The organism is Streptomyces sp. SID4985, from assembly GCF_009863025.1.
Classification (GTDB): Bacteria; Actinomycetota; Actinomycetes; order Streptomycetales; family Streptomycetaceae; genus Streptomyces.
Map to the genome: position 1 here is coordinate 1 of NZ_WWIR01000408.1, position 13,504 is coordinate 13,504.

Consider the following 13,504-nt stretch of genomic DNA (forward strand, 5'->3'; position numbering starts at 1 on the left):
CGTACGTGGCGCCCGCGCCCAGCCCCTGGTCCTGCTCGGCGGCCCCGGCTGGAGCGGCCGGCCCACCCGGGGCATGGTCCGCCCCACCGGCCTCGCCGACGCCCTGGCCACCCTGACGGCGGCGTACGGCACCGATCAACCTGGTTGATCCGAAGCCCCGTTGAGCCTTTCCTGACGCTCAGTCACGTCCTCGGGCGTGCTTGAACCGGGCCAGCCCGTCGGAGAGTTCGACGATCGGGTCCGGGTAGTCCCCGAGAGTCGCCCGGTCGAGGCCGCGCAGTTTCCACGGTTCGTGCACCGCCGGTCCCTCGACCTCCGCCAACTCCTCGACCCAGCGCCGTACATACGCGCCGTCGGGGTCGTACCGCCTGGCCTGGGTGACCGGGTTGAGGACGCGGTTGGGGCGGGTGTCGGTGCCCGTGCCCGCCATCCACTGCCAGTTGAGCTGGTTGTTGGCGATGTCGCCGTCGACCAGCAGATCGAGGAAGTGCCGGGCGCCCAAACGCCAGTCCACGTACAGGGTCTTGGCCAGGAAACTCGCCGTCAGCAGCCGTCCCCGGTTGTGCATCCAGCCCTCGTGCCGCAGCTGGCGCATCGCCGCGTCCACCACCGGGTAGCCGGTACGGCCCTCGCGCCATGCCTCGACGTCGGCCTCGGCCGCGCGGCCCGAGCGCCAACGGTCGTGCTGGGTGCGGTAGTCGGCGTGCGCGGCGGCCGGGCGGGCGGCCAGTACCTGGCGGTGGAAGTCGCGCCAGGCGAGCTGACGTACGAACGCCTCCGCGCCCGCACCGCCGGCCCGCCGGGCCCGGTGCACCAGCTCGACGGCGGACAGCGTGCCGAAGTGCAGATGCGGGGAGAGCCTGGAGGTGGCGTCGCCCGCCAGGTCGTCGTGCCGGTCCTCGTACGAGGCGATCCCCGAGCGCAGCCACGCGGCCAGCCGCCTGCGGCCCTCCGCCTCACCGCCCTCCGCCAGACCGGGGGAGACACCTGAGACGGCGGAGCGGGACGGCGGGTCCTCGGAACCGACGTTCTCCGGCACCCGCACCGCGCGCGGCGCGGCCACCGCGTCCCGCAGCCGCTCGCCCGACCACTGGCGGAAGTACGGCGTGAACACCGCGAAGTGGTCCGAGGACGCCGGGGTCACCGCACCGGGCGCCACCGCCCCCGTCACCGTCTCGTGCACGTGCAGCCTGCGCCCGTCCGCCTCCAGCGCGTCGCGCAGCCGCTGCTCGCGCCGCTGCGCGTACGCGCTCACATCGGCCGACAGATGCACCTCGTCGGCGTCGGCCTCCGCGACCACCTTGCACACCTGCTCCACCACGTCGCCGGAGCGCACCACGAGCCGCCCGCCGCGCTCGCGCAGCCCGGCGTCCAGGTCGCGCAGACAGTCGGCGAGGAACGCCTGCCGGTTGGGCGCGTCGTGCGCGGCGGCGACGGCCGGGTCGCGCACGAACAGGGGGACGACCTGACGCGAACCGTCCAGGGCCGCGCGCAGCGGCGGATGGTCGTGCAGACGGAGGTCGGCGGTGAACAGGACGACCGAGGTGTTCATCGGGTGGCTCCGGAGCAGGTGGTGCGGACGAGCAGAGGGCGCGGACGAGCAGGTGGTGCGGACGAGCTGGTGGTGCGGACGCTGACTCTTCCGGCCGGGAGCGCGTGGCGGACGCACCCGGGCGAGGGTTCCTTCGGCGGACGGCCGTTCAGCGCCGGGCGGCCGTGCTCCCGCGCCGCCGCCGCAGGGCCGGTGACTTCGCGCGGTCCTCGGGTTCCCGGCACGCGGCGCGCGCGATGTTGCGGACCATGCCGCCGAACACGAGCGCGTGGAAGGGCGAGACCGCCCACCAGTACGCCTGGCCGAGCAGGCCGTGCGGATGGAACAGGGCGCGCTGGCGGTAGACGCTGCGGCCGTCGCCGTCCGGGAGGGAGTACATCTCCAGCCAGGCAAGACCCGGCAGCCGCATCTCGGCCCGCAGCCGCAGCAGGTGCTCCGGCTCGACCTCCTCCACCCGCCAGAAGTCCAGCGAGTCGCCCACCCGCAGCCGCTCGGCGTCCCGGCGGCCCCGGCGCAGCCCGACCCCGCCCATCGCGCGGTCCATCCAGCCCCGCAGGCTCCAGGCCAGCGGGAAGGAGTACCAGCCGTTGTCGCCGCCCACGCCCTCGATCACCCGCCACAGGGCCCGCACCGGCGCGTCCACCATGGTCTCGCGCTCGTCGGTGTAGAGACTGCCGCCCGCCCAGTCGGGATCGGTGGGCAGCGGGTCGCTCGGCACGCCCGGCACGGCGGCCGACGACCAGCGGGTGGCCACCTTCGCCTCCCGCACCCGGCGCAGCGCGAGCCGCACCGCCGCGTCGAAGTCGTACGGATGCCCGGGCGGCTCGGGCAGATACCGCCTGATGTCGTGCTCCCGGCACACCACCTCGTGCCGCAGCGACTCGGTCAGCGGCCGCGCGATGGACGCGGGCACCGGTGTCACCAGGCCGACCCAGTGGCTGGACAGCCCCGGCGTCAGCATCGGCACCGACAGGATGAGCCGGTGGGGGAGCCCCGCCACCCGCGCGTACCGGAGCATCATCTCGCGGTACGTGAGCACGTCCGGGCCGCCGACGTCGAAGGTGCGGCTGACGTCCGGGGGCAGACTCGCGCAGCCGACCAGCAGTCGCAGCACGTCCTTCACACCGATGGGCTGGATACGGGTGTGCACCCAGCTCGGGGTGACCATCACGGGCAGCCGCTCGGTGAGGTAGCGCAGCATCTCGAAGGAGGCCGAGCCCGAGCCGATGATCACGGCCGCGCGCAGTACGGCCGTCGGCACGCCCGAGGACAGCAGGATGCGGCCCACCTCGGCCCGCGACCTGAGGTGCGGGGAGAGTTCGCCCTCGGGCACGTCGGCCGGGGTGAGCCCGCCGAGGTAGACGATCCGGCGCACCCCGGCCGAGTGGGCCTGCTTGCCGAAGTTGCGGGCCGCGCGGCGGTCGGTCGCCTCGAAGTCGTCGCCGGTGCCGAGCGCGTGCACCAGGTAGTACGCCACGTCGACGCCCCGCATCGCCTCGGCCGTCGACTCGGGGTCGGTGACATCACCCCGGACGATCTCCACCTGCCCGGCCCACGGATGGTCGCGCAGCTTGCGCGGGGTGCGGGCGAGGCAGCGCACCCGGTACCCGGCCGCCAGCAGCTCCGGCACCAGACGGCCGCCGATGTAGCCGGTGGCACCGGTCACGAGGCAGAGCGGGGCGTCGCCCGTGGCGTGGTCGTCGTTCATCGTCCCGGGTCCTCCGCGTCGGTGTGTTCTGCGTGTTCTGCCGTGGCGTGCTCCCCGCCCTCTTGCTTCTCCCCGGCGGCGCTCCTCGGATGCGTGCTCCGCGTGCGTGCTCCGGATGCGCGGCGCCCTCCGCCCAGCGTGCCCGCGCCGCGCGGACGGCGCCTGTCGAGGTCGCGGTCCGGGACCGGCCGGCGTACGGTGCGTGGCCGTCTCTTTCCGGGGCAGACGGGGGAGTACACGTCGTACGTTCCCGTCGTACGTACCGTCGTCCTCCGGAGGTGTCCGCCGTCATGGTCGCGAAGGTGCTGGAGCGATTTCCCGCAGGCTCGCCCCGCGGATCCTGGCCCGCGGAGGAGTACGCGGCGGCCCGGCGCGCGGAGGGGCGTCACGCGACCGTGGTGATGGACCTGGAGTCGGACAGTTTCCTCGTGGTGCTGGAGATGCGGGGCGAGGACTGAGTCCCGAGGGGTCGACTGCGCCTGGCGGACTGCGGGTTCATGACTCGTGTGAAGGACGGTGCCGGTCACCCCGTCAGCGCCCGCAGATGGGCCTCCCGGGTCTCCGCCGTCTGGCCCTGCACCAGCAGGAACAGCCCCTCGCGGGCGAGGCGTTGGGCGCGGGCGGTGAGGGACATCGCCCGTCCGCCGCCGGTCACGACCGCCGCCGTGGTCGCCTCGGTGAGGGCCGCGTACGCTTCGGCGCGTACGGCCAGCCGTTCCTGGACCCGCTCCAGGGGTTCCGGGTGGTCGGCCAGGGCATAGGCGCGGTGGCGGATGTCGGCGAGGCGGGCGTGGAGCGGGGCGGCCGTCCGCTCGTCCAGGAGGGACAGCGCGGCGGAGGCGATGCCGAAGACCGCCGGGTTGGTGTTGAGGGTCTTGGCGCGGTCGCCCGGGGCCCACTGTTCGTACGAGGTGCGCAGGGCCACCGCCTCCTCGGGCACCCGGAGGCCGTCCAGCTCCAGCGACACCGTACGGGCGGCGGAGAGCGCGGCGAGCCGCATCGGCGCCGACGCCCGCAGCCCGGACTGCTCACGGGCCTCGACGAAGGCGAACAGGACCTCGCCGTCCTCGGTCACCCCGGCCAGCAGCATCAGGTCGTTCAGCCCCCACCCCGTGAACCACGGCACGCTTCCGTCGAACCGCCATCCGCCGCCCTGCCGCCGAACCCGTACCGGAGTCCTCGGGTACGCCCGCAGCTGCGCGTACGCCACCCCGGACAGCAGCTCACCGCGCGACAGCGGGCCCAACAGCCGTTCCCGCGCGGCCTGTTCACCGCGCACCAGGGTCTGCACCGGTGTGTGGTGCTGCGTCTGCACGAACCAGGTCGAACAGCACGCCCCGGCCAGAATCTCCGCCGTCTCCCGCAGCACGGCCACCGGTGCCCCCGCGCCGCCGTACTCGACCGGCGCCGTCACCCCCAGCAGCCCCGACCGCTTGACGGCCTCGACATGACCGGCGGGCACCCCTTCCTGGTCCACCCGGGCGGCCTCGGGCTCCAGCAGCGAGGCGGCGAGGTGCCGGGCGCGGGTGACGAGCGGATGCGTGGTGATCGTCATACCGACGATTCTCACCCGGCGGGGCCCTCCGCCACCGCCGTTTCCGGTGCCACCGCCGTCACCGGCGCCGCCGTGCTCTCCGGCCCGGTCGGGGCGTATGGATGTCCGAAAATGCCGTGTACGGCCCGCTCCGGTGTGTCACACTCCGCCGATGACTGCCGAAATGATCAACGCCGCCGCGTCGGGCACCTTCAAGCTCGGCGACTTCGCCGTCCACCGCACAGGCTTCGGCACCATGCGCCTGACCGGCAGCTCGGCCTTCCACGAGGGCACTCCCAGCGACCGCGGGCGCTCGATCGCCGTGCTGCGCCGGGCCCTCGAGCTCGGGGTGAACCACATCGACACGGCCGCCTTCTACTTCTCCGCGCTCCGCTCCGCCAACGAACTGCTCAACACCGCGCTGGCCCCGTACCCCGACGATCTGCTCATCGCCACCAAGGTCGGCCCGTTCCGCGAGCAGGACGGCGAGTGGGGCACCTCGGCGCGTCCGGACCAGTTGCGCGGCCATGTCGAGGAGAACCTGCGCCAGCTCGGCCGCGACCACCTCGACCTCGTCTACCTCCGCCGGATGCGGCAGGACTCCATAGCCGAGCACTTCGGCGCGCTGGCCGAGCTGCGCGAGGCGGGCCTGATCCGGCACCTCGGGATCTCCGCCGTACAGCCACGGCACCTCGCCGAGGCACTGGAGATCGCCCCCGTGGTCTCCGTGCAGCAGCGGTACGCGCTCGACCTGCCCGACGCGGACGCCGACACGCTCCTCCAGATGTGCGGGGAGCGGGGGATCGCCTTCGTGCCGTTCTACGCCGTCGCGGGTGAGGGCGGTCAGCACGGTGCCGTCACCGGACGGGCCGAGGCCGCCGTGGCGGAGATCGCCCGCGCGCACGGGGCCCGCCCGGCCCAGATCCGCACGGCCTGGACCCTCCACCAGGGCCCGCACGTCCTCGCGATCACCGGCACCGGCAACCCGGACCATCTGGTCGAGAACATCGCGGCGGGCACCCTGCGGCTGACCGAGGAGGAGCTGACCCGGCTGAACGCGCTGCACCGCGCGGCCGACTGATCCGTACGCCCCCGGCTCAGCGGGTGGCGCCGACTCCCCGGGTGGCCGCAAGGTGGGCGGGTGGCATCTCGTTATGCGCAGTGGCGGCCCACGGCGCCGCTGAGACGTTGGGTGGACTGCGTGTGGGTGCGGGAGAACGCGGAGCGCCCGGCCCACCGTCAGCTCGTCGTCCCGGACGGCTGCGTCGATCTGATCTGGTGGGAGGGGCGCGCCGAGATCGTGGGGCCGGACCGCGGGCCGCGCAGTGTGCCGGTGCGCGGGGGTGCGGGCATCGCCGGGGTGCGGTTCCGGCCCGGGAGCGCGGGACTGCTGCTGGGGCGGGTTCCCGTCCGGGAGGTCTGTGATCTGCGGGTTCCGCTGGAGGAGCTCTTCCCGGGCCTGGCCCGGCCGCTGACGGAGCGGCTGGCCGACGCGGAACACCCGCGCGCGGCCGCGGCGGTCCTGGACGCCTTCGCGGTGTCGCTGCTGCCCGGCTACGCGCCGGACCCCTCGGTGGAGCGGGCGGTGGCGCTGCTCGGCGGTCCGGAGCCCGTCCCGCTGTCGGAGCTGGCGGCCGAGCTGGGGCTGTCGCCACGGCAGCTGCGGCGCCGGGTGACCGACGCGGTGGGGTACGGGCCCAAGACCCTGCACGGAGTGCTGCGTTTCCAGCGGGCGCTGGCGTGGGCCCGGTCGGGAGAGGCCGGGCTCGCCGAGATCGCGCTGCGCGCGGGCTACGCCGACCAGGCCCACTTCACCCGCGAGGTCCGCCGTCTGGCGGGCGCGCCGCCGACGCTCCTCCTCGGACGGCGACCTCGGACGGCGGGAGAGCCGGACGGCTCGGTCGGACTCGGACGGCGACAGAGCCGCACGGCTCAGCCTGACTCCTCGCCGTAGGCGCGCAGGGTGAGCAGGGCGCCGAGCGTGACGCCGGGGCGGGCCTCCACCTCGGTGGTGGCGGACCACTTCGCCCAGGGCACCGGCCAGCCGCCGTCCTCCCGTTGCTGGGCGGCCAGGTGCTCCAGGCCGCGGGCCAGCTCCGCGTCGGTGAACCACGCCCGGGCCACGCTGCCCGGGGAGCGGGCGAAGTCGTGCGGCAGGTGGTGCTCGCCGGGGGCGTAGCCCGGCGCGACGGCGGCCCGCTCGGGGTGGGCGGGGTCGAGGAGCACGATGCGCTGATCCCGGACGAGGTCGCCCAGGCGGGCGGCCTGCCGACGCGCCCACGCGCGGTCCGGTACGGCGTCGAGGAAGTCGACGGCGGCCTCCGCCTCGTAGGGATGGGTCTGCCGCAGACGCTCGATGGAGTGGCGGCAGAAGTCGGTGGCCGTCTTCAGCCAGGGATGGTCGATCCCGCACCGCAGCAGCGGGCCCACGATCTGCCCGGTCGCCAGCAGATCGCCGGCCGGCTCGTCGGGGACCGGGAGCCAGGGCGGTCGCGGGTAGGGGCGCAGGCTGGGCAGTACGGCCGGGACGCCGCCGTCCGGAGCGGTGACCCCGGCCAGCCAGTCGCACAGACGCCGGGCCCGGTCCCCGTGCAGGGCACCGGTCTCCTCCAGTACCCGCAGAGCGGAGGGCACGGAGATGGGCTGAGCCGCCGGTCCGCGCACATCGGGTTCGAGGCCGAAGGCGAATCCGCCGTCCGGGGTGCCGTAGGCGTCCAGGGCCGTGAGTACGCCCGCCCGGTCGTCCGCCCCGCCGAAGAGGAACGCGAACCGCCGCTGTTCCAGTACCCGGCCCGAGGCCCACAGGAAGCGGCCGGCCCGTTCGAGCATGCCGTCGTCGATCCATGTCATGGGGGCGACGGTAGGCGGGTGGCCGCCGAGGGTCTTGAACGAAACGGCCATGCCGGACCCCGGCCAGGACCGAGGAGCCGTCCCCCGGGCCGTGACAGCCCAGGCCAAAGGTGACTGGCGCACCTCAAGTTTTACGTATAACCTCTCCCGCTAACCACCCCCACCGGAAGGTCCCGATGCGACGCGTTGCCCTGGTCACCCTTGTCGTGGACGACTACGACGAGGCCATCCGCTTCTACACCGAGGCCCTGGGCTTCCGCCTCGCGGAGGACGAGCCCCGTCCCGACGGCGCCCGCTGGGTCGTGGTCGTACCCGGCGAGGGCAACGACGGCACCGGCCTGCTGCTCGCCCGTGCCAAGGACGACGCCCAGCGCGCCCGCGTCGGCGACCAGACCGGCGGCCGCGTCGGCTTCTTCCTGCACACCGACGACTTCGCCCGCGACCACGCGCGCATGACCGCCGCCGGGGTGACCTTCCTGGAGGAGCCCCGCCACGAGGCGTACGGCTCGGTCGTCGTCTTCCAGGACCTCTACGGCAACCGCTGGGACCTCCTCCAGCCCGCCGCCTGAACCCCCGCACCCCGCACCCCGCACGATCCGCCAAGGAAGCACGCCATGACCGCGCCCCGCATCGACACCGACACCCTCCGCCGGCTCCCCAAGGCCGTGCTGCACGACCACCTCGACGGCGGACTGCGCCCCGCCACGCTCGTCGAACTCGCGGCCTCGGTCGGGCACACCCTGCCCACCACCGACCCCGACGAGCTGGCCGCCTGGTACGTCGAGGCCGCCAACTCCGGTGACCTGGTGCGCTACATAGGCACCTTCGAGCACACCCTCGCCGTCATGCAGAGCCGCGAGGGCCTGCTGCGCGTCGCCGAGGAGTACGTCCTCGACCTCGCGGCCGACGGCGTGGTCTACGGCGAGGTGCGCTACGCCCCCGAGCTGAACACCCAGGGCGGCCTGACGATGCGCGAGGTCGTGGAGACCGTGCAGGAAGGTCTCGCCGTCGGCATGGCGAAGGCGGCCGCCGCCGGGACGCCCGTGCGCGTGGGCACCCTGCTCTGCGGGATGCGGATGTTCGACCGGGTCCAGGAGGCCGCCGAACTGGCCGTCGCCTACCGGGACGCCGGTGTCGTCGGCTTCGACATCGCGGGCGCCGAGGACGGCTTCCCGCCCGCCGACCATCTCGCCGCCTTCGAGCTGCTGCGCCGCGAGAGCGTGCCGTTCACCATCCACGCGGGCGAGGCGTACGGCCTGCCCAGCGTCCATCAGGCCCTCCAGGTGTGCGGCGCCCAGCGCATCGGCCACGGCGTCCGCCTCACCGAGGACATCGTGGACGGCAAGCTCGGCCGCCTGGCCGGCTGGGTCCGCGACCGCCGTGTCGCGCTGGAGATGTGCCCCACCTCCAACCTCCAGACGGGCTGCGCGACCTCCATCGCCGAGCACCCCATCACCGCGCTGAAGGACCTCGGCTTCCGGGTCACCCTCAACACCGACAACCGGCTGGTCTCCGGCACCACGATGACCCGGGAGATGTCCCTGCTCGTCGAGGAGGCGGGCTGGACGGCCGAGGACCTGCGCACGGTCACGGTGAACGCCGTCAAGAGCGCGTTCATCCCGTTCGACGAGCGCAAGGCCCTCATCGAGGACGTGATCCTGCCGGGTTACGCGGCCGCCGTCTGAAGCAGCCCGCGTGCGTAGGCGGCCTGTCCGACGTGCTGGAGATCGTCGGACAGGACGCTCACCAGGCGCACCCCGAGCGTGACCGGAGGGCTCCAGCGCTCGTCGACCACCCGCTCCAGGTCGCCCGCCGTGAGCGAGCGCAGTGCCTTCAGGGTCTGCTCGTGCACCGCGTCGTAGTACCCGGTCAGCAGGTCCGCCGAGTCCACCCGGACCTTGGCGACCTGCGCCGGGGTGTGCCCGTAGCCGGTGTCGTGCGCGGGCAGCTTCAGCCCGAAGCGCTTCTCCCAGCCGTCGGACAGCCACACCTGGTCGAGCCCGAAGGCGTCGGCGACATGGTCGTCCTGCACCCGGGTGAGATGCCAGACCAGCCACGCGATGGTGTTGGCGCCGGGCGCGGGACTCGTGTCCAGTTCGTCGGGGCCGAGACCGTCCAGGACGGCGTGGACCTCTTCCCGGATACGGCCGAAGCCGTCGATGAGGATGTCCTTGGCATGCATGGGTCCACCTTCGCGCATCCCGGCCCGCGCCGCGCCCCCATCGCCTGACGGCGCGTTACACGTCGCCCAGCGGCCCGGTCACCGCCGGTTCCGCCGGTACGGCCGCCTCCTTCGTGCCCAGCAGCGAGATCAGGGCGCGGGCGGCCGGGCTGGTGGCGCGCTCCGGCGGCAGCAGCACCACCGTCTCGTACGCCGCCTCGTCCATGCCCTTGAGCGGGAGCGCGGTGAGCGAGGACCGCTTGTGCCGGAAGTGCCGGGGGACCACCGCGATCCCCAGGTTCTCGTCCACCAGGTCCAGCAGACTGTGCACGTCGTTGACCTCCAGGGCGACCGTGCGCCGCACCCCGGCGGCCGCGAACGCCGCGTCCGTCGCCCGGCGCGGACCCCAGTCCGGGTGGAAGTCCACGAACACCTCGCCCGCCAGATCGGCCGGGGTCAGGACCGCTCCCGCCTCGGCGAACCGGTGCTCCGGATGGCACAGCACCGTCATGGGCTCGCTCGTCAGCGGTACGGCCCGCAGCTGGTCGCCGTCCGTGCGGGTGCGGTAGGCGAAGGCCAGGTCCAGGCGGCCCGCCGCCACCTCCTCGGCCAGCGCGCCCGTACCGGTCTGCCGCAGCCGGATCTCCACGTCCGGGTGCTCCCGGCGGAAGGCCGCGAGCAGCCCCGCCACCCGCACCCCGGCGATGCACTGCTCGGTGCCCAGCGCCACCGTGCCGCGCAGCACGCCCTGCACGGCGGCCACCGCCTCGTGCGCCGCGCGCACCTGCGCGAGCACCCGCTCCGCCTCCACAAGGAGTGCTCGCCCGGCCTCGGTCAGCGTCACCCGCCGGGTGGTGCGCACGAACAGCGGCGCCCGCAGCTCGCGCTCCAGGGACCGGATCGACGCCGACAGGCCCGACTGGGACACCATCAGCCGCTCGGCCGCCCGGGTGAAGTGCTGGTCCTCGGCGACCGCGACGAAGTGCTGGAGATGACGCAGTTCCATGAGGCAGAAGCCTAACCGGATTGAGAAGCCCCCTCGCTCAAACCCATCGGATTCTCCTGTTGGACCGCTGACCGGACTCCGGGACAGAGTGAGGGAGGCTGCCGGGAGCCCGGCAGCCGGGAAGACCGAGTGCCAACCCCACTGGAGTCGCGTTGTACACCGCACACCCCGACCGCTACGCCGACATGCCCTACCGGCGCACCGGACGCAGCGGACTGAAGCTTCCCGCCCTGTCCCTCGGCCTGTGGCACAACTTCGGCCCGGACCGGCCCGCGGAGACCCAGCGCGCGATCCTGCGCCGCGCCTTCGACCTCGGCGTCACCCACTTCGACCTCGCCAACAACTACGGCCCCCCGCCCGGCGCCGCCGAGTCCGCCCTCGGTGAGGCCCTGAAGGCCGACTTCGCGCCGTACCGCGACGAGCTGGTGATCTCCACGAAGGCCGGTTATCTGATGTGGCCGGGGCCCTACGGCGAATGGGGCTCGCGCAAGTATGTGCTGGGCTCACTGGACCAGTCGCTGAAGCGTATGGGCCTGGACCATGTGGACATCTTCTACTCCCACCGCTTCGACCCCGACACCCCGCTGGAGGAGACGATGGGTGCGCTGCACTCCGCCGTCCAGCAGGGCAAGGCGCTCTACGTCGGCATCTCCAACTACCCGGCCGAGCAGACCCGGGAGGCCGCCCGCATCCTGGCCGAGCTGGGCACCCCGCTCCTCATCCACCAGCCGCGCTACTCGATGCTCGACCGGCGCCCCGAGGACGAGGGTGTGCTCGACGCCCTGGACGACCTCGGCGTCGGCTCCATCGTGTACTCCCCGCTGGAGCAGGGCCTGCTCACCGACCGCTACCTCGACGGCATTCCCGAGGACTCCCGCGCCGCGAGCGACAGCCCCTTCCTGAACTCCGACGCCGTCACCGAGGACCTGGTCGCCCGGCTGCGTGCCCTGGACGGCATCGCCAAGTCCCGGGGCCAGTCCCTGGCGCAGCTCGCCCTCGCCTGGGTGCTGCGGGGCGGCCGGGTCACCTCGGCCCTGGTCGGCGCGAGCAGCCCCCGCCAACTGGAGGACAGTGTGGGCGCGCTGCGGAACCTGGACTTCGAGGTGGAGGAACTGGCGCGGATCGACGAGGTGTTGGAGAGCTGAGGGATCGACTGCCGCTGAGGGGCCGTAGGTGAGCGGCCCGATGGCCGGGTGGCGGCCGGGGGAGTGGTCAACTGCCCCGGCCGCCACCCGGTTTGACGGCGAACACCCAGCGGTTCACCGCCAGCGCGTCGTCCGGCTCGGGGCGCGGGCCCCGGCCGTACCGGCGGGTGTGGTCGTACGGCGAGTCCACCCGGGTGCGCCAGCCCCGGCCCGCCAGATCGGCGGCCGAGTCCGGGCGCGGGTCGCCGTCGAAGAGCGCGAGCAGGTCGATGCCGAGGCGCTCCCGGGCCGCGGTGTAGACCGGGTTGTGCCGTACGGCCCGGACCTCGCGGTGGAGCTTCACCTCGTACGCGAGGGTGCTGCCCGGGGCGCTCAACTCACCGATCTTCACCAGGAGTCGGCGTTCCGCGTCGGCGGAGAGGTAGAGCAGCAGCCCCTCGGCCAGCCAGCCGGTGGGCGCGGCCGGGTCGAGCCCGGCGTCGAGCAGGGCCGTGGCCCAGTCCTCGCACAGATCGGCGGCGACCGGCACCCGGCGGGCCACCGGGACGGCACCCGTGGAGTCCAGCACCCGTTCCTTGAAGGCGAGGACGCCCGGCCGGTCCACCTCCCACACCGTGCAGCCCGGCGGCCAGTCCAGCCGGAACGCCCGGGCGTCGAGTCCCGCGCCGAGCAGCACGAACTGCCGGGTTCCGGAGGAGACCGCCGCGCGCAGCGCGTCGTCCAGCGCCCGGGTGCGCAGGCCGAAGTAGCGGCCGAGCCGCCCCCACACCGGGTCGGCGTCCCCGTCCGGTACCTCCTCGGGGCGCAGCGGCCAGCCGGCCGAGGCGCGGGCCGCGCGGACGAAGTGCGCGGCGTACGGGTCGCGGGCGAGCGCGTCGGGGCGGTGCGTCTCGATCGCGCGGGCGGCGGCGACCAGCAGCGCGGTCACTCCGACGCCCGCGTCCACTCCCGAGGGTCCGGGGTCGCCGGATTCGCCGGATTCGTCGGGCTCGGGCCGGGGCGTGGTGACGGTGGTCGTGATGTCTCCTCCTCGGTCGCGGGGCGGCCCGGTGTCACGGGGTGGGCGGCCCACACCTCCGGGTCCGCGCACGTGGTGAGGCGGGCGCCGTACACTCGCCGCATGAAGCCGAGGATCCGCTCCTCGGGCAGGTGCAGCGGGGCCGTGCAGTCGGTGAGCACCGACACCTCGAAGCCCTTCTGGAACGCGGTCCGCGCGCTGGAGTCCACGCACACGTCGAGGAACACCCCCGCGAACACCAGCCGTACGACGCCGCGTTCACGCAAGTGGAGTTCGAAGCCGTCCGCGAGGAAGGCGTCGAAACAGGCGTACTTGGTGAAGACCGCCTCACCGGGCGCGGGGGAGACCCCGTGGAACTCCGCGCCCGGGGTGCCCGTGACGCACTTGGGCCGCTTGCCGAGCAGCCGGTCGCGCCGCCGCCAGCTGGGCCCCTGGTGCTCCTCGTCCCCCAGGAAGCGGACGAAGACCACCTCGGTCCCCGCCGCCCGCGCCGCCGCCACGGCGCGGGCGGAGCCTTCGACGGCGCGGGC

The 13,504-nt window shown here is 73.8% G+C and carries 14 protein-coding genes; 6 read left to right on the plus strand and 8 right to left on the minus strand.

The window, feature by feature from the left end:
* Positions 1–178 precede the first annotated feature (178 nt).
* Both GTW40_RS17985 and GTW40_RS17990 read right to left on the minus strand, forming a co-directional pair.
* On the minus strand, positions 179–1,552 hold the full coding sequence (locus GTW40_RS17985; RefSeq protein WP_161181224.1) for a deoxyribodipyrimidine photo-lyase: 1,374 nt from the start codon (positions 1,550–1,552) through the stop codon (positions 179–181).
* 148 nt (positions 1,553–1,700) lie between these two features.
* Positions 1,701–3,260, minus strand: a complete 1,560-nt coding sequence (locus tag GTW40_RS17990; protein ID WP_161181225.1) for an SDR family oxidoreductase — start codon at positions 3,258–3,260, stop codon at positions 1,701–1,703.
* 290 nt (positions 3,261–3,550) lie between these two features.
* On the opposite strand from GTW40_RS17990, the gene GTW40_RS32705 reads away from it, so the two are divergent.
* Positions 3,551–3,718, plus strand: coding sequence for a hypothetical protein (locus tag GTW40_RS32705; protein WP_202486061.1), 168 nt, complete (start codon positions 3,551–3,553; stop codon positions 3,716–3,718).
* 65 nt (positions 3,719–3,783) lie between these two features.
* Here the strand turns inward: GTW40_RS32705 and GTW40_RS17995 are convergent, their stop codons facing one another.
* Positions 3,784–4,815 (minus strand): acyl-CoA dehydrogenase family protein, encoded by a 1,032-nt coding sequence (locus GTW40_RS17995; protein ID WP_161181226.1) that lies wholly within the window; start codon positions 4,813–4,815, stop codon positions 3,784–3,786.
* A gap of 151 nt (positions 4,816–4,966) precedes the next feature.
* Here GTW40_RS17995 and GTW40_RS18000 point away from each other — a divergent pair, with 151 nt between their 5' ends.
* Positions 4,967–5,875, plus strand: a complete 909-nt coding sequence (locus GTW40_RS18000) for an aldo/keto reductase (protein ID WP_161181227.1) — start codon at positions 4,967–4,969, stop codon at positions 5,873–5,875.
* A gap of 60 nt (positions 5,876–5,935) precedes the next feature.
* Positions 5,936–6,748 (plus strand): helix-turn-helix transcriptional regulator, encoded by an 813-nt coding sequence (locus GTW40_RS18005; RefSeq protein ID WP_161181228.1) that lies wholly within the window; start codon positions 5,936–5,938, stop codon positions 6,746–6,748.
* On the opposite strand, the gene GTW40_RS18010 is transcribed toward GTW40_RS18005, so the two are convergent.
* Positions 6,727–7,644, minus strand: a complete 918-nt coding sequence (locus GTW40_RS18010) for a hypothetical protein (RefSeq protein ID WP_161181229.1) — start codon at positions 7,642–7,644, stop codon at positions 6,727–6,729. The genes GTW40_RS18005 and GTW40_RS18010 overlap by 22 nt on opposite strands.
* A 176-nt stretch (positions 7,645–7,820) precedes the next feature.
* On the opposite strand from GTW40_RS18010, the gene GTW40_RS18015 reads away from it, so the two are divergent.
* Positions 7,821–8,213, plus strand: a complete 393-nt coding sequence (locus GTW40_RS18015; RefSeq protein WP_161181230.1) for a VOC family protein — start codon at positions 7,821–7,823, stop codon at positions 8,211–8,213.
* 45 nt (positions 8,214–8,258) lie between these two features.
* Positions 8,259–9,329 (plus strand): adenosine deaminase, encoded by a 1,071-nt coding sequence (locus GTW40_RS18020; RefSeq protein WP_161181231.1) that lies wholly within the window; start codon positions 8,259–8,261, stop codon positions 9,327–9,329.
* Here GTW40_RS18020 and GTW40_RS18025 read toward each other — a convergent pair.
* Together GTW40_RS18025 and GTW40_RS18030 are read right to left on the minus strand one after the other, a co-directional pair.
* The gene (locus tag GTW40_RS18025; protein ID WP_161181232.1) at positions 9,311–9,826 is read right to left on the minus strand and encodes a DUF664 domain-containing protein; all 516 of its coding nucleotides are present in this window, start codon (positions 9,824–9,826) and stop codon (positions 9,311–9,313) included. The genes GTW40_RS18020 and GTW40_RS18025 overlap by 19 nt on opposite strands.
* A 55-nt stretch (positions 9,827–9,881) precedes the next feature.
* Entirely contained in the window at positions 9,882–10,811 is a 930-nt protein-coding gene (locus tag GTW40_RS18030; RefSeq protein WP_161181233.1) for a LysR substrate-binding domain-containing protein, read from the minus strand.
* A gap of 152 nt (positions 10,812–10,963) precedes the next feature.
* Here GTW40_RS18030 and mgrA point away from each other — a divergent pair, with 152 nt between their 5' ends.
* Positions 10,964–11,956 carry an L-glyceraldehyde 3-phosphate reductase gene (gene mgrA / locus GTW40_RS18035; protein WP_161181234.1) on the plus strand — a complete coding sequence of 331 codons (993 nt, stop codon included), beginning with the start codon at positions 10,964–10,966 and terminating at the stop codon, positions 11,954–11,956.
* A 67-nt stretch (positions 11,957–12,023) separates the two neighbouring features.
* Here mgrA and GTW40_RS18040 read toward each other — a convergent pair whose 3' ends face one another.
* Together GTW40_RS18040 and GTW40_RS18045 are read right to left on the minus strand one after the other, a co-directional pair.
* Complete coding sequence (locus GTW40_RS18040; protein ID WP_161181235.1) at positions 12,024–12,902, minus strand: class I SAM-dependent methyltransferase; 879 nt, start codon at positions 12,900–12,902, stop codon at positions 12,024–12,026.
* A partial coding sequence (locus GTW40_RS18045) for a cysteine hydrolase family protein (protein ID WP_161181236.1) occupies positions 12,881–13,504 on the minus strand: 624 nt, incomplete at its 5' end. The genes GTW40_RS18040 and GTW40_RS18045, both read right to left, overlap by 22 nt.